Source organism: Limnobacter sp. (genome assembly GCF_036405155.1).
GTDB lineage: Bacteria > Pseudomonadota > Gammaproteobacteria > Burkholderiales > Burkholderiaceae_B > Limnobacter.
In genome coordinates this window covers 377,963-400,815 of sequence record NZ_DASWYD010000006.1, presented here as the reverse complement: position 1 = coordinate 400,815, position 22,853 = coordinate 377,963, and the positions used below count along the sequence as shown (strand labels likewise).

The following is a 22,853-nucleotide window of genomic DNA, read 5'->3' as shown; positions in this document are numbered from 1 at the left end:
TTATCGGCGCTGCCGAATTTGTTCAAACAGGCAGATTGCACTGCTGCTGGCCACATTCAGGCTTTCAACGGCGTTGGACTGTGGAATGGTCACGGGTTGCGTTGCGCGGCTCATCCAGGCTGGGCTTACGCCCTGCCCTTCACTGCCAAACACCCAAATGCCTGGTGCTCGAAGGTCGGCTGCAAATACATCGATGGCGCCAGTTTGCAGACTGGTCACGCGCACGGGTGTGTGCGGTGCGTTGGCCAACGCTGCCAGCAAAGCCTCTTCATCATGAATGGTCAACTCAAACTGCGCACCCATGCCCGCGCGCAGCACCTTGTCATTCCAAACCCAGGCAGTGCCTTCGGTGCACACCACTTGACTGATGCCTGCGGCCGCGCAGTTGCGCAGCAAGGTGCCCACATTGCCCGGGTCTTGAACGCCGTCCAGCACCACCACATCACTGTCCATCTTCAACGGTTTTAACAACGACTGCGCAGCGCCCTTACCCGGAGTTTTAAACACCAGCAAAGGGCCGGTGGGTGTATTGAGTTTGCTCAACTTTTTAAACACCACCATCGGCATTTCAAACAGCGTCAAGGGCTTGCCTTTCACGTTGAACGGTTGCTGCGCCTGCAAGGCACCCAGCATGTCCAGCCAAACAGGGTCTTCCATGCGTTCATCGGGCACAAACACAGCGTCCAGCTTGAACTGGGGGCGCCCAACAAAACACGCTGCAAGGTGCAAACCCTCGGCCGCTGCAATGCCCTGCTCTTTCATGTTACCGCTGGTACCCAAAATCTTGATCAATGCTTTAAGGGTGTCGTTGTGCAGCGAGTCGATGCGCTTTCGTTCCCACACGGTCATGGTCTGTGCTCCCCGGCCACGGCATTCAACACTGCCCGAACGGGACCAAAACTTCGCCGGTGAATGGGGCTTGCACCATGAATTTTCAACCGCTCAAGGTGCATGGGTGTGGGGTAGCCCATGTGGACATCCAAACCATAATTCGGATACAACCGGGCCTGGGCTTCACACCACCGGTCACGGCTGACTTTTGCCAAGATGGAGCCTGCCGAAATGGCAGGTACTTTTTCATCGCCTTTGACGACGGCCACGCTTCGGTAAGGCCATTTCGGAAGCCGATTGCCATCGACCAACACCAAAACACGGTCTATGGGCAACTGCAATTGGGCAACCACCTGGTCCACGGCGCGGTGCATGGCCAACAAACTGGCTTGCAGTATATTGAGGCGATCGATTTCCTCAACAGTCCCCTCGGCCAGTGCCCAGGCCGGGGCCTGGGCCGTGATTTGCGAATACAAAGCCTCTCGACGCTTGGGTGACAGGGTTTTTGAACACGCCAGGCCTTCAATCGGATTGGGGTCTGCCAATGCAGCAGCGCCAGCCACCACAGGGCCGCACAATGGGCCTCGACCCGCTTCATCAACGCCGATGATCCAGCGGCTTTCCTCCCGCGCCATGTGCAAAAGCTGCGGCCAATCCCAGACCGGTGAAACGGAACGACGCACCGCTGGCTTCATGATTGCATCACCTGTTCAACCACCCGGGCTGCAATATCGCCAGAGGGCTGGAGCAACCGCTGGTGCTGCTCGAGAAACACACGCTCCAGTTGCTGGCGGTTGTGCTCATCGTCCAACTGAAACAACACGGCCTTGCACAAGTCGGCCGGGTTGGCAGCGTCTTGAATCAGTTCCGGTACCGCAAAACGGTCCAGCAAAATATTGGGCAAACCAACGTAAGGCAGGTAGCCCTTGTTTTTCATCCACTGGTAGCTAAGCCAAGGCATCTTGTAGGCAATCACCATGGGTTTTTTGAACATCATGGCTTCCAGCGTGGCGGTTCCACTGGCCAGCAACACGGCATTGGCAGCCGCCATGCATTCATGGGAGCGCCCCGCCACCACCATCCAGTGGGGTTTCAATGGCGCCGGAATGGATTGCTTGAAGCCCTCCAGCAATGGCCCGGGCGGCAATGGTGTGATGAACTTCAACGCAGGTTTATGGCGCAGCAGTTCGAGTGCGGTTTGAATAAACACCTGGCCCAGGTACTTCACCTCTGAGCCCCGGCTGCCCGGCAGTACAGCCAAATACTCCGCCTGTTGCTCCAGCCCCAAAGCAACTCGATAGGATGGAACATCAATGATTTCAGGCACCAAAGGCGCCATGGGGTGCCCCATGTAGGTGGCCGGTATTCCCGCTTCCTGCAACAGGGCTGGCTCAAACGGAAAAATGCACAACACGTGGCTGCACGCCTGTTTCAAGGTGTGAATGCGTTCCCGGCGCCAGGCCCATATGGACGGGCAAACCACTTGAACGGTGGGTACCCCAGCGGCGCGCACCACCAGCTCCAATTTCAAATTGAAGTCGGGCGCATCCACCCCCACCAACACGCGCGGGCGTTGAGTCATAGACCAACGCTGCATCAAGCCTTTGCGCATGCGCAGCAAGCGGGGCAAATGGCGCAACACCTCCACATAACCGCGAACAGACAGCTCTTCCGACTGGTGCAGCGCTTTCACACCGGCTTCACGCAGCTTTGGGCCTGCAATGCCTTCCACGGTCCAGTCTGGGTGCTGCTTGAGGAGCGTGTCGATCGCCAGCGCGCCGATCCAGTCGCCGGATGCCTCGCCAACCGCAATGGCCACATCTGCCGACGAGCGCACGGCCAGCAGCGCATTCGGAGAAACAGTCATCGAATGATGCCGCGGGTGGCTTGGTCCAGAAAGGTTTTCATGTGGACCAGGTGGGGCTTTGCATCGTCGGGTGCTGCGGCGGTCAGGTCATCAATTGCAGACTTGGCTTCGTCAACGCTCAAGCCTTGGCGGTAAATGGCCTTGTAGGCACGCTTGATGTTAAGAATGGCCTCCGGCGAAAAACCACGGCGCTTCAAGCCTTCCGCATTGATGCCCGCTGGACCAGCCGGGTAGCCAGCGGCCATCACAAACGGCGGCACGTCCTGCGTCAATTTGGTCTGGAAGGCTGTCATGGCGTGGTCACCCACCCGAATAAACTGGTGAATGCCGCTCAAGCCACCCAAAATCACCCAGTCACCAATGATGACGTGACCAGCCAACTGCACGCTGTTGGCGATGATGGTGTTGTTGCCCACCACGCAATCATGCGCCAGGTGAACGTAGGCCATGATCCAGTTGTCGTCACCCAGCTTGGTATAGCCCAAGTCTTGCACAGTGCCCGTGTTGAATGTGCAATATTCCCGAATGGTGTTCCGGTTACCGATCAGCAGTTGGGTGGGCTCACCCTTGTATTTCTTGTCCTGCGGGTCGCCGCCAATGGTGGCATTGCCGTGAAATACATTGTCTTCACCAATGGTGGTGTGCCCGCTGATGACCATGTGCGGTCCCACTTTGGTCCGGGCGCCGATGGTGACATGGGGCCCGATGATTGAAAATGGCCCAACCTCCACGGTTTCATGCAATTGCGCCTTGGGGTCGACAATTGCGGTGGGGTGAATCAGGGTCATGGTTCAGTCTCCAGTTGTTGTGTTGTTTGCATGGACACCCGCTACACCCGGACGGGCCTTCGTCAGACTTCCCGGGATGTACACATCAAGTCGGCTTCAGCCACTACTTTGCCATCCACCAGGGCCTTGGCCTCATACATCCAGATGCCTCGGGAAATTTTGCGAATGGACACATCCAGCATCAGCACGTCGCCTGGCACCACGGGCCGCTTGAAGCGGCAATTGTCGATGCCCACAAAGTAAAACACCGACTTGTCAGAGGGTTTGGCGTCCATGGAATTGAAGGACAACACGCCGGCTGCCTGGGCCAGTGCTTCCATGATCAATACACCCGGCATCACCGGGTGAATGGGAAAATGGCCCGGAAAAAACGGTTCGTTGTAGGTCACATTCTTCTGAGCCAAAATGCGTTTTCCGGGCTCCAGCTCCAGCACCTTGTCCACCAGAACGAAGGGGTAGCGGTGCGGCAATTGGGCGAGAATGTCCTTGATATCCAGTACAGGGGTTGTCATAGCTTCTGAGGTGAAAAAGGTTATTTTTTTTGAAGGTCGCGAAGCTCTCCGCGCAACTTCACCAACTGTTTGAGCGACACAGCGGTGCGCTCCCAGTTTTTGTGTTCTTCCATGGGGAAGATGCCGGTGTAAGCACCGGCTTCTTTGATACTGCTCATCACCGTGGTGGCCGCAGAAATGTGCGTGCCATCGGGAATGTTAAGGTGACCTAGAATCATGGCTGCTCCGCCCACAGTACAACGCGCACCAATTCGCGTGCTGCCCGCAATGCCCACACAACCGGCCATGGCAGTGCGCTCACCCACCTGCACATTGTGGGCAATCATGATCTGGTTATCAAGCTTGACCCCAAAGCCAATGATCGTGTCGTCCAACGCCCCTCGATCAATCGTGGTGTTGGCACCCACTTCCACGTCATCCCCTATCACGACTCGACCCACTTGGGGAATTTTCACCCAGTGGCCTTTGTTGGGCGCAAAACCAAAACCATCCGCACCAATCACACAACCGGCGTGAAGAATACAATTCGCCCCGATGACGCATTCGTCGTAAACGCTGACATTGGGATAAATTCGGGTATTGGCGCCGATGCTTACATCACGACCAATCACAACACCCGCCTCAAGCCGAACGCCTTCTCCAATCGCAGAATGTGCACCAACCACGACATTGGGCCCCACCCAAGCGGTGGGATGCACGGTGGCCAAGGGGTCCACCACGGCACTGGGGTGCACGCCTGGCTGGGGCTTGAATTCGCTTTGAGCAACCCACCACTGTTGAATATTGGCATAAGCCAAATAAGGGTCAGGCAGCAACCAAGCCAGGGGCATTGGCAAATCGGGAGCACGGTTGTCTCGAACGTACGCAGCCAGAGACTCAAACTGATCGGCCCGAACCATCACCACGCCGACACGTGTGGTGATCAATTGATCTTTGTATTTTGGATTGGCCAGAAAGCCAAGGTGATGTTCAGTGCCCTTCTCCAAGGTCTGAATGCCCTGTAGCGTCGGGTCTACTGACGATGGGGTACCGATGAACGATCGAATCTCCCCACCAAACTGGACCCGCAACTGGCTCAACGCTGTTTCAATGAATTTCATGCTTGGTGAATCTCAAAGTCAGGTTGGTGGTGCGAGTCCATTCATTGGGCGGGCACCTTCACGGTGCCCGAAGCCCATTACTTGCCGCCATCCAGGCTGGTCAACACTTGGTCCGTGATGTCAATGCGCTTGTTGGCATACACCGCTTCCTGGAAAATGATGTCGTAGCCATCTTTTTCGGCGATCTGGCGAATGATTCGGTTGGCACGTTCAATCAACTCACCCACCACCTGGTTTTTGCGCTGAGCCAGGTCTTCTTCAAACTCACGGCGTTTGCGCTGAAAATCACGGTCCATCTCAGCCAGATCACGCTGACGCTTCACTTTTTCCGCCTCAGGCAGGGTGATGCTGTCTTTGTCCAGCTTGGTGGCCTCGGCCTTCACTCGGCCAGCCATGTCTTCCAGTTCTTTTTGGCGTTTGGAAAAATCACGCTCAAGTTTCTTTTGAGACTCTACTGCAAACTTCGAATCGCGCAGGATCCGCTCGGTGTTGACGAAGCCAATCTTTGCTGCTTGGGCTTCGGACATGGCGGGCATCAAGGCAGCAAGGCTCAATGTTGCTGCCACCATCAAATGTTTAACGCTTTTCAAACCAGTTTCTCCAAATGTGTAAATTCATTCAATCAGAAGCCCGTACCAATCGTGAACTGGATACGCTGGACTTCATCCAGAGGTTCCTTGTTCAGCGGAATACCGAAACTGAACTTCAACGGGCCAACGGGTGACAACCACGAAATACCCAAGCCAGTGGCATAACGCAAACTGCCCAGATTGATTTTTTCGTCGGACTGGTAAACGTTGCCAGCATCCAGGAAGGTGAAGGCCCTGAAAGTGCGGTCTTTGTTCATGCCCGGTACCGGGAAGAAAAATTCCGCATTGCCGATCAGGCGCTTCGAGCCCCCAGTGGGCACGTTGTCTGTGTCCCGGGGCCCAAGGGTCGACGACCGATACCCACGCACCGTGCCAATACCACCCGCATAAACATTTCGGAAGATTGGATATTTCGAACTGCCCAGTCCGAAACCGGCCGTCACTTCACCGTTCAGGGCGAGCGTGTACTTTTTACCGAAAGGAAGGTAAACCTGCTCTTGGTAGGTGGTTCGGATAAATTCCTGATCTCCCAACGGGGTTGCATACTCAGCGCTCAAACGGGTCACACGGCCACGTGTTGGGGCAATGGCGGAGTCGCGGCTGTCAAAGGAATACCCTGCATTCAACAAGTAGGCATCCGCAGAACTTCCGAAATCACGCACATACTGCTGGAAACGCGCAGGGCTGAGTGGGCCAACATCCAGCTTGGTCGATTCATAACCTCCACCGAATGAAATCCGTTCAAATTCGCTGATCGGGAATCCAAAACGCAGACCTGCACCGGTGGTCTCGATGCGGTAGTCACCCAGGTTCAACGCACTGGGGTCCGTGCGGCGGTTGTAAAGTTCGATGCTGCGTGAAACACCATCCAACGTGTAATAAGGATCGGTCAACGAGAACGAGATGGTGCGGTTCACCTTGGAGGTGTTCAGCTCAAGCCCCACGGTTTTGCCGGTACCAAACAAGTTTTGCTGCTGAATGGCGGCAGACAAAATCAGGCTGTCTGTACTGGAAATACCCGCACCCAACAACAAGTTGCCTGTGGGCTTCTCTTCAACCTGCATATTCACGTCGACTTGGTCAGACGTGCCTGGCACTGGAACAGTTTCGATGTCGACCTTTGAGAAATAACCCAAGCGATCAACGCGCTCTTTGGAGAGCTGGATTTTGCGTGAATCGTACCAAGAGGATTCAAACTGACGGAATTCACGGCGAACAACTTCATCCTTGGTCCGCGTGTTTCCACCCACGTTCATTCTGCGCACATAAACACGTTTACCAGTGTCCACCGCGATGTTCACGTTGACGATGCGGTTTTCACGATCCAACTCTGGAATCACGTTGGCATTGGCAAATGCATACCCATAATTGCCCAGCCGATCCTGAATGGCCTTGGTGCTTTCATTCAGGGCTTCGCCATTGAAGGGATCGCCCTTTTTGACTTGAAGCAGCCCTTTCAACTCATTTTCACGGCCAATTAGTTCACCACTCAGCTCAATGTCCCCGAACTTAAACTTTTGCCCTTCTTTCACGGTCACCGTGATGTAGATGTCCTGCTTGTTCGGGTCGATCTGCACCTGCGTGTTTTCGATATTGAAATCGGCGTAACCGCGGTTCAAGTAAAAAGAACGCAGCTTTTCCAGATCACCACTCAGTTTCTGTCGGGAATACTGGTCGTTTTTGGTGTACCAACTGGTCCATGTGGTGGTACCCAGCTCGAATTCTTCAAGAAGGTCTTTCTCTTTGAACTCCTTGGCACCCAGAATCTTCAACTGCTTGATGGAGGCAGCCTCACCTTCATCGACGTTGAATGTAATCGCCACACGATTGCGGGCCAGTTGGTCGACACGCGTCTGAACCTGGGCACCATAGCGACTGCGAGACAAATACTGGCGCTTCAGTTCCTGTTCCGCCTTGTCCAGCAAAGCACGATCGAATATTTTGGATTCGCCGATTCCGATGCCTTTCAAGGCTTCTTTCAACGTGTCTTTGTCAAACTCTTTGGTTCCGTTGAACTCCACCGATGCAATCGCTGGACGCTCAACAACCGTCACAACCAGCACATCGTCTTTGGACGAAATTTTGACGTCATCAAAAAAACCCGTGGCAAACAACGCACGAATGGCTTGAAGCGCCTTTTCGTCATTGAATGTGTCACCAACGCGGATCGGCAAATAACTGAACACCGTACCCGCCTCGGTTCGGCGCAAACCTTCAACCTGAATATCCTTGACGACAAACTGGTTTCCCGCAGCCAAGGCCGCCGATGTCGACAGGGCACACAATGCAATCACTGGCGCTGCCAGCCGCGAAGGAAACAATAGACTTCGAATTGTCATTCAGATCATTCCTACCGGACCACATTGGCCGGAACTGTTGGGATATTTCTTTATTTACAGGAGTCGATGGATATCGTTGAACAGAGCAACCGACGTGAGCAGCGCGATGACTGTCATGCCGATTTTTTGACCCCACATCTGTACTTGTTCACTCACCGGTTTTCCACGAACAATTTCGGCCAAATAATACATCAAGTGCCCACCATCCAAGAGTGGAATGGGCAAAAGATTCAAAACGCCTAGGCTAACAGAAACCATGGCCAGAAAGGCGATGAAGGGCAAAATTCCAAGGCTGGAAGACTCGCCGGCCGCCGCCGCAATCGACACTGGCCCGCTGAGGTGTTCAACCGACAATTCACCAGTGATCATTTTGACCAACGCAGCCAATGAAAAAACGCTGACCTCGACCATCCGACCAAACCCGGTTTTAAGGGCAGCAGTTAGACTTTTTGGATGCTCAACCCAGTCGGGTTGACCGCCGATGCCCAAGCCCAATTTGCCGGTTATCGTCACTGAGCCGGGCGAAGTCGGATCATTCGCCTTCACAGCCTCTGGAACAGCAACAATCGACACGGTGTCCTGACCGCGAATAACCTCAATCTCCACCTGTTTGTCGGGTCTTGATTGAATCATTTGAGTGAATTGTGCAGCACTTTGGACCGGGAGTTTGTCAACGGTCAACAGTTGGTCTTTGACCTGAAAACCGGCGCGCTCAGCCGGTGAACCCGGCGCTACGGAGCCAACCAACACCTTGCGTTCAAATGGCAACAAGCCCAAGTCCCGGTTCAGTGTTGGTCCAATTTCACCGGGCAGCTTCGATGCGGATGAGGCTTGAAGCGACAATGCCGTACCCTGACGTTCGACGGTCATTGTCAAGTCTTGACCGAACAGCTTGGCCTTGAGCAACGCCCATGAGACATCGCTCCAGGTCAAGGTTGGCTGTCCGTTGACTGTCTGTATGCTGTCTTGCGCGTGCAAACCCATTTGCTCAGCCACGCTGCCTGGGGTGGGCTGGGCCACAACGGTGGCCATGCCACCCGGCTGGCTATAATTCAAAATGGCATACAAAAAACCAGCCAACAGCAAATTCGCCATGGGGCCTGCCAACACAATGGCAAATCGATGCCCCACCGGTTTGCGGTTAAAGGCCCGGTTCAAGTCGATGGGTTGTGCCCCGGACAAACTGTCAGGATCCCGTTCATCGAGCATCCGCACATATCCACCCAATGGAATCCACGAAACAACCCACTCTACGCCGGTTTTTCGACTCACCCAGCGGAACAATGGCCGCCCAAACCCAACCGAGAAGCGGATCACCTGCACACCAAAATGCCTTGCAACCGCGTAGTGGCCCCATTCATGGATGAAGACCAACAAACCCAGCGCTACAACAAATGAGACCAGTGAATTCAGCATGGCGCAGCGTTAAACCACCGAGGAATAAATAAGGGAATGCGCATGCAGTCGAACCTCGGCATCCAGGTTCAACGCATCGTCCAGGTTTTGGATGTTGGCCACGCCAAAACGTTCCAGACAGCGCTCGGTAATCCGGACAATGTCTGGATATTGAATCATTCCTTTCAAAAAGCGCTCCACTGAAACTTCGTTGGCCGCGTTGAACACGGGTGCTGCAGAGTCCGCTTTGTTTAACACATCAAATGCCAAACCCAACATGGGAAAGCGCCTTAGATCAGGCTCTTCAAAGTCCAGTTTTGCGATTTTTGCCAAATTCAAGCGGGCGGACCCGGAGGCAATTCGATCTGGCAGACCCAGAACATGGGCGATCGGCGTGCGCATGTCTGGACAACCCAACTGCGCCAACATGCTGCCATCCTTATACTCCACCAAAGAGTGCACGATGGATTGCGGGTGGATCAGCACAGAAAGCTGGGATGGCGGAAGACCAAACATCCACAAAGCCTCGATTAACTCCAACCCTTTGTTCGCCATGGTGGCGCTGTCCACGGAGATCTTGGGACCCATGACCCAGTTTGGATGTGCCACGGCCTGGGCAGGCGTCACGCGCTGAATGTCTTCAAGGCTTTTGGAACGAAATGGGCCGCCGCTGGCCGTGAGCACCAGGCGCTCAATGCCATAACTGGATGCCTTTCTTACGTCAAAATCGGCTGGCAAACACTGAAAAATCGCATTGTGTTCAGAGTCGACTGGCAACAATATGGCCCCCGAGGCTTGGGCAGCCTGAATCATGAACCGACCCGCCAGCACAAGTGACTCCTTGTTGGCCAACAGCACGCGCTTGCCAGCTTTCAAGGCGGCCAGCGTAGGCCGAAGGCCTGCTGCACCCACAATGGCTGCCACCACGGTGTCCACGTCGGGGCTGGCACACAGTTCCTCCAAAATACCCTGACCACCCACTTGAGGCCTGTATCCCAACTGGGCCGACAATTGATCGGTCAGCCCCTGTTGCTGCCAGTGGTTCAATGCGTTCTCATCACAGATGACCAGCACTTTGGGACGGTGATCCAATGCCTGTTGAAACAGGCGTTGCGTGTTTTTAGCTGCAACAAGACCGTGGACAGAAAAACGATCGGGATGGCGCTGAACAACGTCGAGCGTATTGACGCCGATGGTCCCCGTGGACCCCAACAAAAGAATGGAGCGTGGGCTGGTCATGCCACCTGGCCCAAACTTTGGGCGACCAACAGCAGTGCCAAGGGCATGACCGGCAACTGGGCATCAATGCGATCCAACACACCGCCGTGCCCTGGAAGCAGTTGACTGCTGTCTTTCATGCCAGCAGCACGTTTCAACATGGACTCAAACAAATCGCCGACGACGCTGAAGGCACTCAACACCAGCAGCCAAAACGAGAACAGTACCGGATGCCACTGCTGCAGCGCCTTCACTTGCCAAGTTTCGTTCAGCCATGGCCAAGTGGGTGACAAAGCAACAACCAGCCAACCCAAGGCCAAAACGCTCAAAGCACCACCAATGGCACCCTCCCAGCTTTTGCCGGGCGACACCCTGGGGGCCAGTTTGCGTTTGCCAAAGGCCTTGCCGAAAAAATAGGCAAATATGTCTGCTGCAAAACAGATGGCGATCATGCTCAACAGGAAAACAATGCCCTGGGCCTTCGCCAAAATCAATGCCACACACGCGGCCCCAATCAACACCACACCCAAGGGTAAAAAGACCGCCTGTCGACTCACCGGTCCAAGGGACACATTGCGCAAACACCACGGCGCCACCAGCACCCAAAACATGCCTGCCAGTGCCATGATTGGAAAGGACTGAACCGCCAGATTGAGGGCTTGATATGCAATCACAGACAGGCCGGTGGCCACTGCTGAATAAACCCATGCATTGTTGGCGGGCAATTGCCCCAAACGCCCCCACTCCCACAAGGCCGTTAGCAACACCACTGCGATAAAGGCATTCCAGCCAACACTGCCGCCATACACCAGGATGGCAATCAACAGAATGAGCAAAACCACAGCCGTGATGATGCGGGTTTTTAACATGCGTTTGTCTCGATCATGGAGGTCCGTTATTTGGCCACGGCACGTGCTGGAGTGGGCTGCTGCGTAGCCAACTGCTCAGACGTCCGGCCAAACCGTCGCTCTCGATTGTTATAAGACTGTATAGCCTCGGTCAGCATCTCTTTGCCAAAATCGGGCCAGTACTTGTCCGTGAAATAAAACTCGGTGTAAGCCAATTGCCACAACAGGAAATTGGAAATTCTCTGCTCTCCGCCCGTGCGAATGAACAGATCGGGCTCGGGGCTACAACTCAAGCACAGGTGGGGCGTTAAATCCGTCTCAACAATGTTTTCCGGATTTGCAGCCAAGGCTGGATTGGCGCTCAGCATGGCGCGCGTGGCTTGAAGTATGTCCCAGCGCCCACCGTAGTTGGCGGCCACATTGAGGCAGAAACGCGTGTTTTGAGCCGTCAGCGTTTGTGCATACTGGATGGCGTTTTGTAATTCAGCATCAAAGCGGGAGAGGTCGCCAATGATTTTCAGCCGGATACCTTCTTTGTGCATCTCGTGAAGGTCTTTGCGCAGCACACGAATAAACAGCCGCATCAACAAAGACACCTCGTCCTGTGGTCGACGCCAGTTTTCGGATGAAAACGCAAAAACAGTGAGATGCTCGACGCCCATCTCAACACAGGCCTGCACGGTCCGACGCAAGGCGTCAACGCCGCGCTTGTGCCCAGCCACCCTGGGTAGAAGACGACTCTTCGCCCATCGTCCGTTGCCATCCATCACGATGGCAATGTGCTTCGGGATACAGGTCGTCTCAGGAATTTCCAGGGTTGAACTGGTAAATAAGGCCATGTGCGTTTATACCGTCATGATTTCGGCTTCTTTTGTTTGAAGAATCTGCTCAACCTCGGCAACAGCCTTGTCGGTCAGTTTCTGAATGTCATCCTGAGCGCGGCGCTCATCGTCCTCGGAAATTTCTTTGTCTTTCACGAGTTTTTTGAATGCCTCGTTGGCATCACGACGCAGGTTTCGAATGGCCACCTTGGTTTGCTCGCCCTCGCCTTTGATGAATTTGGTCAACTCACGGCGACGTTCTTCAGTCAGCGCAGGCATGGGCACGCGAATGGTTTCGCCCATGGCAGCGGGGTTCAACCCCAGATCCGACTCACGAATGGCCTTTTCAACGGCGGCGATCATGTTTTTTTCCCACGGCTGAACCGTGATGGTCCGGGCGTCGGCCAACTGAAGGTTGGCCACCTGAGAAATCGGTACGGGCTGGCCGTAATAATCCACTTGAATATGGTCCAGAATGCCTGTGTGGGCGCGGCCGGTGCGAACTTTTTGAAGATCTGTTTTCAGCGACTCAATGGAGCGCTTCATTTTTTCTTCGGTGGATTTGCGGATATTTGCAATACTCATGTTGAACTCAACTCACCAGTAAATCACATGTGAACCAGGGTGCCTTCGTTCTCGCCCATGACGGCCCTGTAGAGCGCACCCGGCTTGTTGATCGAAAACACACGAATGGGAAGCTTTTGATCACGACACAGCGCAAAAGCTGTGGCATCCATGACTTCGAGGTTTTTGGAAATTGCCTCATTGAAGCTGATTTGGTCGTAACGGGTGGCATTGGGATCTTTCTTGGGATCGGCAGAATAAATGCCATCCACCTTGGTTGCCTTCAAGACCACTTGCGCGCCGATTTCAGAGCCACGCAAGGCCGCTGCCGTGTCTGTGGTGAAGAATGGGTTGCCGGTGCCTGCTGCGAATATCACCACTTTGCCCTCTTCCAGATACCGCATGGCCTTGGGACGGATGTAGGGCTCAACCACCTGCTCGATGTTCAAGGCCGACTGCACCCGGGCCGCAACGCCAGCTCTCCGGAATGCGTCCTGCAAGGCCAGGGAATTCATGACGGTGGCCATCATGCCCATGTAATCTGCAGTGGCTCGGTCCATACCCGCGGCACCCGGTGCGATACCCCGAAAGATATTCCCACCCCCAATCACCACGGCCAATTCAACGCCCATGCGAGACACTTCGGCGATTTCCGCCACCATTCGTTCAATCGTCTCGCGATTAATGCCGTACGCATCCTCTCCCATCAAGGCTTCGCCCGACAACTTCAATAACACACGCTTGTATGCCGCCATTCATGCACCTTTTCGGATCATTGTCAGGATTCTATAACGTAAAAGGGGATGACTACGTTTAACGCAAATAAAAAGGGGCTTCTCGCGTCCCGAGAAACCCCTTCTGGACCAGCAACGGATTAGTTGCCGGATGCTGCTGCAGCGGCGGCAGCTTGAGCAGCCACCTCAGCGGCGAAATCATTGACCTTCTTTTCAATGCCTTCACCCACAATGTACAGCTGGAAGCTGTTGATTGCGCTGCCTTTGGACTTCAACATGGCTTCAACAGTGTTGTCCGGGTCTTTCACAAACGGCTGGGACAACAACGCCACTTCCTTCAAGAACTTCTTGATGGAACCATCCACCATTTTCTGAATGATGTCGGCAGGCTTGCCAGACTCAGCCGCTTTGGCTTCAGCCACGGAACGCTCTTTGGCGATGTCTTCAGCAGACACGCCATTTTCGTTCAATGCCTTGGGCTTGGTTGCAGCAATGTGCATGGCCACGTCTTTGCCCACCTGCTCGTCAGCGCCGCTGAAGTCAACCAGCACGCCAATTTTCCCACCGTGAATGTAGGAAGCCAGGCGACCTTGTGCTTCCACACGCTGGAAGCGACGAATGGACATGTTTTCGCCAATTTTTCCAACCAAGGCGGCGCGAACGCTGTCAACAGTGCCCTCACCCAGCGGCAATGCGCTCAGTGCAGCCACGTCTGCAGGGTTTTTGTCGGCAACCAACTTGGCGACATTGGCAACCAAAGACAGAAAGTCTTCGTTTTTGGCCACAAAGTCGGTTTCACAGTTCACTTCAACAATCGAGCCCAGCTTGCCGGATGCTTCGATGTAAATGCCCACCAGGCCTTCGGCTGTAACGCGTGCAGCGGCCTTGCTGGCTTTCGTGCCCAGCTTGACACGCAGCAGTTCTTCCGCTTTTTCCATGTCACCATCGGCTTCGGTCAGGGCTTTTTTGCATTCCATCATCGGCGCGTCGGTTTTTTCGCGCAGTACTTTCACCATTGCTGCTGTAACTTCAGCCATTGTTCTCTCCTGAATTCGGTTCTAGAACCAGACAAAAAAAAGGGGCGAAACAGATCGCCCCTTGGCTTTTTGGTTGAGCGGATTAGCCCTCGGCGCCCTCAGCTGGCACCTCAACAAATTCGTCACCGGCCTTGATGGATTCGACCACATCGTTGACCGCTTGATCGCGACCAGCCAGAACGGCGTCGGCAACAGAGCGGGCATACAAGCGAATTGCGCGGGCGCTGTCGTCGTTGCCAGGCACGACATAGCTAACGCCAGCGGGCGAGTGGTTGGTGTCCACGATGCCGACGACGGGGATGCCCAGCTTTTCGGCTTCAGTGATGGCAATTTTGTGGTAGCCAACATCACACACGAAAATAGCGTCCGGCAATGTAGGCATGTCCTTGATGCCGCCGATGGACTGGTTCAGCTTTTCCAGCTCACGCTCAAACAACAAGGCTTCTTTTTTGGACATGCGCTCAAGACCACCGTCGGCAATCACGGCTTCCATGTCTTTCAGGCGCTTGATGGATGTTTTGACGGTTTTGAAGTTGGTCAGCATGCCGCCAAGCCAGCGCTGGTCAACATAGGGCATGCCACAACGCTGCGCTTCTTCGGCGATGATTTCTTTGGCCTGGCGCTTGGTGCACACAAACAGGATGTTGCCACGGTTGGCAGACAGGCGCTTCACAAACTTCAGCGCGTCATCCAGCATGGTGACTGTTTTTTCCAGGTTGATAATGTGGATTTTGTTGCGATGGCCGTAGATGAACGGGGCCATTTTTGGGTTCCAGAAGCGAGTTTGGTGGCCAAAGTGGCAACCAGCTTCCAGCATTTCGCGCATAGACACTGCCATGATTTCTCCGGTGTAGACAGGGTTAAGTGAACCTGTGCTGGGCCATCAGACACGTATCGAAACACGCTTTGGTCGAAGGCACCCTGTCGCACAGGCCATCAGATTTGCCCAAGCCGAGAAAAAGCTTCTCGACAGAACAGCCCGAGATTATACTCAGGAAGATTGAATAAGCTCAAGCAGGATTTGCAGAATTAGCATGAATATCGTCATCAAGACCGAAGAAGACATTGCCAAAATGCGTGTGGCGGGCCGATTGGCCTCCGAAGTGCTGGATTTTATTACGCCACATGTGCAGGCGGGCATCACCACCGAAGAACTGGATCGTCTTTGCCACGACCACATGGTCAACGTGCAGGGCACCATCCCCGCCCCATTGAACTATTGCCCGCCGGGCTACACCCCCTACCCCAAGTCCATTTGCACATCCGTGAATCACCAGATCTGTCATGGCGTGCCCGGCCCCAAGAAGCTAAAAAACGGTGACATCATCAATATTGACATCACCGTGATCAAGGATGGCTACCACGGCGACACCAGCCGGATGTTCGTCGTTGGAGAAGGTTCCCTGGCCGCCCGCCGCTTGTGTCAGATTACGTACGAAGCGATGTGGATCGGCATTGAGCAGGTGCGCCCAGGCGCCACCCTGGGCGATGTCGGGGCGGCCATTCAGCGTTTTGCCGAGGGTTTCGGTTATTCCGTTGTGCGCGAGTTTTGCGGGCACGGCATCGGACAAAAGTTTCATGAAGAACCGCAGGTTCTGCACTACGGCAAACCTGGCACAGGCGTGAAGCTGGAGAAAGGCATGATTTTCACCATCGAGCCCATGCTGAATGCCGGGCGGCGTGAAATCAAGGAAATGCCGGATGGTTGGACGATTGTGACCAAAGACCACAGTTTGTCTGCGCAGTGGGAGCACACCGTGCTGGTGACGGATGATGGCTATGAAGTATTAACAGTTTCAGCAGGCACGCCGGCCAAACCCGAGCGAGCCGCTCTGGCGGTTTAAATACTTCTTTTCAAAGACTTAGACACTGATATTCATCAAACACGGGAAATGAAACGTGAGCGCCCAGTTAAACGATGTCCGACTTGAGATCAAACAACAACTCAAGGCGGATTCGCACCTGTGGCTCACGCCGTTCAACGCCGACAGCAAAGACTCTGACGTCGAAAAAGCCTTAAGAGAACGCTGTAAGGCCGTTGATCAAGCACTGATTTCCTTGTGGAATTCAATGGGCTTTCCGGAAGAGTATGCGCTGGTGGCTGTGGGCGGATATGGGCGCGGCGAATTGTTTCCCTTCTCCGACGTCGATGTACTGGTTTTGCTGGACCGGGAACCAGAAGGCCAAGACATTGAAAAACTCGAACAATTTTGCGGATCCGGTTGGGACATAGGCCTGGAGATCGGCCACAGCGTTCGAACCTATGAACAATGCATCGAGGAAGCCAACAAAGACATCACCGTGCAGACCGCACTGGTTGAGTCGCGGTTAATTTGTGGAAACACACTACATTTCAAGCTGTTGCAAGAAGGTCTTGATCAGTCACTGGATGTCAAAACCTTTTTCCGCAAGAAAACACTGGAACAACGGCAGCGCCACGCCAAATACCACGAAACCCCTTACAGCCTTGAACCGAATTGCAAGGAAAGCCCAGGCGGTCTGCGCGACCTTCACGTGCTGCTGTGGGTGGCCAAAGCGGCCAAATTGGGCAATTCCTGGGCAGAAATGGCGGTTCACGGACTGATCACACCATTTGAAGCCGCCAAGCTCAGAAACAATGAGCGCATCCTGAAAAAAATTCGCTACCAGTTGCATGTCACCACGGGGCGGCGAGAAGACCGGTTGGTCTACGACGTTCAAACACCACTGGCAGAGTCTTTGGGGTTTGCGCCCAATGGCGCCAAGCGGTCCAGTGAACAGTTGATGCAACGGTACTATCTGGCCGCGAAGGCCGTGATGGTGCTCAACACCATTTTGCTGCAAAACATCGAGATCTCGATTTTTGGCGCGAACTCACAAGAAGAACCGATTGACGATGATTTCCAGGAAGCCGATGGCTTGCTGGACATTCGCCACGACCGCGTTTTCGCTGAAAACCCATCGGCCATGCTTCGGGCCTTCATTGTCAAGGCGCAGCACCCAGAATTGAAAGGGATGAGCGCTCGTTTGCTTCGACAGCTTTGGCACGATCGAGTGCGCATCAACAGCGAATTCCGGGCCAACCCAGCCAACAAGGCACTGTTCATCGAGTTTTTCAAGCAACCGCAGGGCATTGTCCATGAACTGCGGCGCATGAACGAAACCAGCGTGTTGGGCCGATATTTGCCGGCCTTCCGGCGCATCGTTGGGCAAATGCAGCACGACCTGTTCCACGTGTATACCGTGGATCAGCACATCATGCAAGTGGTGCGAAACCTTCGTCGTTTCACCATGGACGAACACGCACACGAGTACCCGTTCTGCAGCCAACTCATGGCGAACTTTGAAGACCACTGGATTTTGTACATCGCCGCCCTTTTCCACGACATTGCCAAAGGACGCGGCGGCGATCACAGCACCTTGGGTGAGGTGGATGCAGCGGATTTCTGCCGGGATCACGGTCTGGGCGAGGAAAACACCGATTTGGTGACCTTCCTGGTTCGGCATCACCTGACCATGTCGAACACCGCCCAGAAAAAGGACCTGTCCGACATTGACGTTCTCAAGGAGTTTGCCGGCATCGTCAAGACACCTCGCCGGTTGACTGCATTGTATTTGCTCACCGTGGCCGACATTCGAGGCACCAGCCCCAAGGTGTGGAACGCCTGGAAAGGCAAATTGCTGGAAGACCTGTACCGCTACACCCTGAAATTGCTGGGTGGCGAGGCACCAACACATCGCCAAATGCTGGCGGAACAGCAAGCCGAAGCCAAGCGTATTTTGAGGCTGTACGCCCTGTCAGACGACGTACAGGACGCGCTTTGGAAACAATTGGACGTCTCTTATTTTTTGCGCCAGGGGCCCAGTGACATTGCCTGGCACACACGGCACTTGTATTGGCGGGTGGATGCAGCGCAACCCATTGTGAAAGCGCGGTGGTCGCCCCTGGGCGAGGGTCTCGATGTGCTGGTGTACACGCGGGATGAAACCGACTTGTTCGCCAGAATCTGTGGCTATTTCGATTCCAAGAACCTCAGCATTCTGGATGCAAAAATTCACACGACCAAACACGGTTATGCATTGGATTCATTCCTGATTCAGCAGGACAGCGGCGCTGGTTTTGATCGAGAGTTTTTGTCGCTGCTGGAGGCAGACCTGCAAGACAGGCTGGGCAAACGCCAACCCCTGGCAGACCCCGTGTTGGGCCGGATGTCGCGTCAATCCAAACACTTCCCGATTCGACCCACCGTGGACCTGGTGCCCGATGAAAAAGGCAATCAGTACTTGTTGAGTGTGTCAGCAACCGACCGCACGGGCCTGCTGTACTCCATCACCAAGCTGCTGGCGAAATACAAAGTCAACGTTCAAACCGCCAAAATCATGACCTTGGGCGGCCGGGCTGAGGACACCTTCCTGATCAATGGCCAGTCGCTCAATTCCCAGAAACTTCAAATCCAACTGGAAACTGACATGCTGGAATTGCTGTCGATTTGATCAGTCCTCGTGCAACTGCACCAAAGACTTCAACACTGACATGACGCGAACCATGCCGTCTTGAACAGTTTTGGAAATTTGTGCATGGGAAATTTCCTGCGCACTGTCGCCAACCCCGGCCGCGTGATTGACCACCAAGGCCAGGTGCGCGTAAGGAATGTCCAGTTCTCGCGCCAGTGCAGCTTCAGGCATGCCTGTCATGCCGACAATGTCTGCGCCATCCCGAGCCAAGCGTTTCACTTCGGCAGCTGTCTCCAGGCGAGGCCCCTGCGTGCACGCGTAGCAACCGCCCTGCACCACAGGCTCACCCACGGCGTCGGCAGCGGCCACCAACGCAGTTCGCAATTCTGAATCATAGGGCCAGGTAAAGTCGATGTGTTGAACGGCCTGGTTGTCACCTTCGAAAAAAGTGGCGGCACGGCCATGGGTGTAGTCAATGATTTGGTCAGGCACCATCAATGTGCCAGGACCATATTGCGCCTGTATGCCGCCCACAGACGCCACTGCCAGAATGCCATCAATGTCCAGTTGGGCCAACGCCCACACATTGGCCCGGTAGTTAATCTCGTGGGGGGCCAGCGTGTGCCCATAGCCATGGCGCGCCAGGAAAACAACTTCCCGGCCCGCCAATGTGCCAATCAGCAAGGCACCGGACGGCTCACCATAAGGGGTTCTCAACACCTGACGCCGAGTGATTTCAAAGTCAGGCAGTTGACTCAAGCCGCTTCCACCGATGACTGCATACATCTGCGCTTACCCCCGTTTGCTCAAATAGGCAGAGAATTCTTTGGACACTTCCGGATGCTTCAAGCCCAGTTCGACCGTGGCCTTGAGGTAACCAATTTTAGAGCCACAGTCAAATCGGGTGCCATCGAATCGGTAAGCCAACACGGGTTGATCATTCAGCAACGACGCAATACCGTCGGTCAACTGGATTTCGCCACCAGCCCCTTTGCCAGTTTTGCGAATATGGTCAAAGATTTGCGAGGTCAGCACATACCGACCAACCACCGCCAGGTTGGTGGGTGCATCTTTTGGGTCCGGCTTCTCAACGATGGCGTTGACACGTTCCGATTTGGCGTTCCACGGGGTGCTGGAAACAATACCGTAGGATTTCGTGTCTTCTTTGGGCACTTCCTGAACGGCCAACACACTGGCATGTTCCCGCTCAAAAATCTTGACCATTTGGTGCGTAACCGATGGGGTGCCCTTGTTGACGTCCATCAGGTCGTCTGCCAACAGCACCGCAAAAGGATCGGCACCAACCACGGACTGCGCACAGAGCACGGCATGCCCCAGGCCCAAGGGTTCCATTTGGCGAATGTAAATGCAGTTCACATGGCTGGGAACAATGTTCTTGACCAGCTCCAGCATGGCCTTTTTGCCCCGGGCTTCCAGCTCGGCTTCCAGTTCGTAAGCCTTGTCAAAATGGTCTTCAATGGAGCGCTTGCTGCGCCCTGTGATGAACACCAGTTCGGTGATGCCGGCCTCCAGTGCCTCTTCCACAGCATATTGAATCAAGGGCTTGTCAACCACAGGCATCATTTCTTTGGGGCTTGCTTTTGTTGCCGGCAAAAACCGGGTTCCCATACCCGCGACCGGAAATACCGCTTTACGAACTTTTGCCATGTGGACACCTCAATATTGGTTCAATGGATAGAAATAAAATTTACAGCAATTTTTTGAAATCGGATTCAGTCAGGATGGTGAGGCCCAAAGCTTGCGCTTTGTCCAACTTGCTGCCAGCAGATTCACCGGCCAGCACAAAGTCGGTTTTTTTGGACACCGAGCCGCTGACTTTTCCACCCCTGGCCAAAATCAGTGCAGCAGCGTCATCACGTCCATATTCCGTGAGTGTGCCAGTCAATACAAATGTCTTGCCGTAAAAGGGATGAGATTCGTCCACGCTGGCGTCGGCCTGGGGGTTTGGCCAGTGAATACCCAAACCCATCAAATCCGACACCACCGCCCGATTGCTGGGTTCTTCAAAAAAGGCATGTATGGATTGAGCGACAACGGGCCCCACATCTTGAACCTCCAGCAAGTCACTCACTTCTGCATTCATCAGTGCGTCAATCGCACCAAAGTGTGCGGCAAGGTCTCGTGCGGTGGCTTCCCCCACGTGGCGAATGCCCAGCGCAAACAAAAAACGTCCGAAGGTGGTGGACCTTGATTTGTCCAAAGACGCCATCAAGTTACTGGCGGACTTCTCGCCCATCCGCTCCAGGTCAGACCACTCTTTCAGGGACAAGCGGTACAAATCGGCTGGTGTTTTAACCAGACCTGCCTCCACCACAGCTTCCACCAGTTTGTTGCCCAAGCCCTCAATGTCCATGGCTTTTCGGTGGGCAAAATGAATCAAGGCACCGACCAGTTGGGCTTTGCAAATCAACCCACCCGTGCAGCGGTGAATGGCCTCATCGTCTTCGCGCGCCACCTTTGAACCACAGACCGGACAGGATTCGGGCATGTTAAAGGGTCGATGAACTGCACGTTGATTGCCAGAAAATGGCAACACCTCGGGAATGACATCGCCGGCCCGGCGGACAAGCACCTGATCCCCAACTTGCAAGTCTTTGCGTCGTATTTCATCAATGTTGTGCAATGTGGCCGATGAGACCACCACGCCACCGACTTTCACGGGTTCCAGTTTGGCAACCGGTGTCAGCGCACCAGTTCGGCCAACCTGAACCTCAATGTCCAACAGGCGGCTCAAGACCTCATCGGGCGGAAATTTGTGCGCGATGGCAAATCGCGGGGCTTTGGCCACATAACCCAATTGCCCCTGGATTCGATAGGAATCCACTTTGTACACCACACCGTCAATTTCAAACGGCAACTCGGGCCGCTGCTTGGCAATGGTGCGGTAATAGTCCAGCAGCCCTTCTACGCCTTTCACAACCGTGCGATGCTGACTAACCGGCAAACCCAACTGGCGCAACCATTCCAAGGTGGCTGAATGTGAACCAACCTGGGTTTGCTGATCACGACTCAGCACAGCCCCGTAGCAGAAAAAACGCAATGGGCGGCTTGCTGCCACCCGCGGATCCAGCTGTCGAATAGTGCCTGCCGCTGCGTTGCGAGGGTTTGCAAACACCTTCAGCCCCTGCTCGGCCTGCCGCTTGTTCATGCGCTCAAAGTCCAGCTTGTACATCAGTATTTCACCGCGGACTTCAAGTTCAGCCGGTATTGCGTTGCCCTGCAAACGCATGGGCAAGTTCCGGATGGTTCGCACGTTGGCGGTCACATCTTCCCCGGTGCTTCCGTCCCCTCGGGTGACTGCCTGCGCAAATTGACCGTTGCGATACAGAATCGAAATGGCCAGACCGTCGAACTTGGGATCAATCGCGTAATCAACACGCTCATCGTCCGGTATCTCTGCCAACTCATGCACTCGCCGGTCAAACGCCTGCACTTCCTCCACTTCAAAAGCATTGGACAGCGACAACATGGGCGCTCGGTGAACCACCTGCTCAAACCCATCCAAAGGTTTGTCGCCAACACGCTGCGTTGGGGATTCGGGGCTGATCAAGTCGGGGTAACGATGCTCAAGGTCCTCCAACTGGCGATAAAGGCGATCATACTCAGCATCGGGTACCGCAGGCGTATCCAACACGTAATAAGCGTGAGACCACACATTGAGTTGTTTGACCAGGGTCTGCATCTGGCTCACAGGCTCATTCGATGAGCCTGGATTGATGTCCTCAGAATCAAACAGATTCAGGTTTTGCATATC

The 22,853-nt window shown here is 54.5% G+C and carries 21 protein-coding genes; 2 read left to right on the top strand and 19 right to left on the bottom strand.

Annotation, left to right across the window (positions count from 1 at the left end):
• The 16 genes from VGE55_RS08140 to rpsB all read right to left on the bottom strand — a co-directional run bounded on the left by VGE55_RS08140 (position 1) and on the right by rpsB (position 15,482).
• Positions 1–849, bottom strand: a complete 849-nt coding sequence (locus VGE55_RS08140; protein ID WP_331131207.1) for an RNA methyltransferase — start codon at positions 847–849, stop codon at positions 1–3.
• Positions 846–1,466, bottom strand: coding sequence for a ribonuclease HII (locus VGE55_RS08135; RefSeq protein WP_331131641.1), 621 nt, complete (start codon positions 1,464–1,466; stop codon positions 846–848). The genes VGE55_RS08140 and VGE55_RS08135 overlap by 4 nt, the downstream gene beginning before the upstream one ends.
• Before the next feature lie 56 nt (positions 1,467–1,522).
• Positions 1,523–2,698: a lipid-A-disaccharide synthase gene (gene lpxB / locus VGE55_RS08130; protein ID WP_331131206.1), complete on the bottom strand. Its 1,176-nt coding sequence runs from the start codon at positions 2,696–2,698 to the stop codon at positions 1,523–1,525.
• Entirely contained in the window at positions 2,695–3,486 is a 792-nt protein-coding gene (lpxA, locus tag VGE55_RS08125; RefSeq protein WP_331131205.1) for an acyl-ACP--UDP-N-acetylglucosamine O-acyltransferase, read from the bottom strand. The genes lpxB and lpxA overlap by 4 nt, the downstream gene beginning before the upstream one ends.
• Before the next feature lie 62 nt (positions 3,487–3,548).
• Positions 3,549–3,998 carry a 3-hydroxyacyl-ACP dehydratase FabZ gene (gene fabZ, locus VGE55_RS08120; RefSeq protein ID WP_331131204.1) on the bottom strand — a complete coding sequence of 150 codons (450 nt, stop codon included), beginning with the start codon at positions 3,996–3,998 and terminating at the stop codon, positions 3,549–3,551.
• Positions 3,999–4,018: 20 nt separating this feature from the next.
• Positions 4,019–5,098: a UDP-3-O-(3-hydroxymyristoyl)glucosamine N-acyltransferase gene (lpxD, locus tag VGE55_RS08115; protein ID WP_331131203.1), complete on the bottom strand. Its 1,080-nt coding sequence runs from the start codon at positions 5,096–5,098 to the stop codon at positions 4,019–4,021.
• Positions 5,099–5,175: 77 nt separating this feature from the next.
• A complete protein-coding gene (locus VGE55_RS08110) occupies positions 5,176–5,667 on the bottom strand; it encodes an OmpH family outer membrane protein (RefSeq protein ID WP_414675000.1) in 492 nt (163 codons plus the stop codon).
• Between the two features lie 53 nt (positions 5,668–5,720).
• Entirely contained in the window at positions 5,721–8,027 is a 2,307-nt protein-coding gene (bamA, locus tag VGE55_RS08105; protein ID WP_331131201.1) for an outer membrane protein assembly factor BamA, read from the bottom strand.
• Between the two features lie 54 nt (positions 8,028–8,081).
• Complete coding sequence (gene rseP, locus VGE55_RS08100; RefSeq protein WP_331131200.1) at positions 8,082–9,443, bottom strand: RIP metalloprotease RseP; 1,362 nt, start codon at positions 9,441–9,443, stop codon at positions 8,082–8,084.
• 9 nt (positions 9,444–9,452) lie between these two features.
• Positions 9,453–10,661 (bottom strand): 1-deoxy-D-xylulose-5-phosphate reductoisomerase, encoded by a 1,209-nt coding sequence (gene dxr / locus VGE55_RS08095; RefSeq protein ID WP_331131199.1) that lies wholly within the window; start codon positions 10,659–10,661, stop codon positions 9,453–9,455.
• Positions 10,658–11,509, bottom strand: coding sequence for a phosphatidate cytidylyltransferase (locus VGE55_RS08090; RefSeq protein ID WP_331131198.1), 852 nt, complete (start codon positions 11,507–11,509; stop codon positions 10,658–10,660). The genes dxr and VGE55_RS08090 overlap by 4 nt, the downstream gene beginning before the upstream one ends.
• A gap of 26 nt (positions 11,510–11,535) precedes the next feature.
• The gene (uppS, locus tag VGE55_RS08085) at positions 11,536–12,327 is read right to left on the bottom strand and encodes a polyprenyl diphosphate synthase (RefSeq protein ID WP_331131197.1); all 792 of its coding nucleotides are present in this window, start codon (positions 12,325–12,327) and stop codon (positions 11,536–11,538) included.
• A gap of 6 nt (positions 12,328–12,333) precedes the next feature.
• Entirely contained in the window at positions 12,334–12,894 is a 561-nt protein-coding gene (gene frr, locus VGE55_RS08080; protein ID WP_331131196.1) for a ribosome recycling factor, read from the bottom strand.
• Between the two features lie 23 nt (positions 12,895–12,917).
• Positions 12,918–13,628, bottom strand: a complete 711-nt coding sequence (gene pyrH, locus VGE55_RS08075) for a UMP kinase (RefSeq protein ID WP_331131195.1) — start codon at positions 13,626–13,628, stop codon at positions 12,918–12,920.
• Between the two features lie 119 nt (positions 13,629–13,747).
• The gene (gene tsf, locus VGE55_RS08070) at positions 13,748–14,644 is read right to left on the bottom strand and encodes a translation elongation factor Ts (RefSeq protein WP_331131194.1); all 897 of its coding nucleotides are present in this window, start codon (positions 14,642–14,644) and stop codon (positions 13,748–13,750) included.
• Positions 14,645–14,726: 82 nt separating this feature from the next.
• Positions 14,727–15,482: a 30S ribosomal protein S2 gene (gene rpsB / locus VGE55_RS08065; protein WP_256763782.1), complete on the bottom strand. Its 756-nt coding sequence runs from the start codon at positions 15,480–15,482 to the stop codon at positions 14,727–14,729.
• Between the two features lie 196 nt (positions 15,483–15,678).
• Here rpsB and map point away from each other — a divergent pair, with 196 nt between their 5' ends.
• Positions 15,679–16,488 (top strand): type I methionyl aminopeptidase, encoded by an 810-nt coding sequence (gene map, locus VGE55_RS08060; protein WP_331131193.1) that lies wholly within the window; start codon positions 15,679–15,681, stop codon positions 16,486–16,488.
• Positions 16,489–16,543: 55 nt separating this feature from the next.
• Entirely contained in the window at positions 16,544–19,117 is a 2,574-nt protein-coding gene (locus VGE55_RS08055) for a [protein-PII] uridylyltransferase (RefSeq protein ID WP_331131192.1), read from the top strand.
• On the opposite strand, the gene VGE55_RS08050 is transcribed toward VGE55_RS08055, so the two are convergent.
• From VGE55_RS08050 to ligA, 3 genes are read right to left on the bottom strand one after another with little or no spacing between them, the layout of a single operon-like run.
• Positions 19,118–19,864, bottom strand: a complete 747-nt coding sequence (locus VGE55_RS08050; RefSeq protein ID WP_331131191.1) for an S-methyl-5'-thioinosine phosphorylase — start codon at positions 19,862–19,864, stop codon at positions 19,118–19,120.
• Between the two features lie 6 nt (positions 19,865–19,870).
• Positions 19,871–20,746 (bottom strand): UTP--glucose-1-phosphate uridylyltransferase GalU, encoded by an 876-nt coding sequence (gene galU, locus VGE55_RS08045; RefSeq protein WP_331131190.1) that lies wholly within the window; start codon positions 20,744–20,746, stop codon positions 19,871–19,873.
• A gap of 40 nt (positions 20,747–20,786) precedes the next feature.
• Positions 20,787–22,850, bottom strand: coding sequence for an NAD-dependent DNA ligase LigA (gene ligA, locus VGE55_RS08040; protein WP_331131189.1), 2,064 nt, complete (start codon positions 22,848–22,850; stop codon positions 20,787–20,789).
• Between the last annotated feature and the right edge of the window lie 3 nt (positions 22,851–22,853).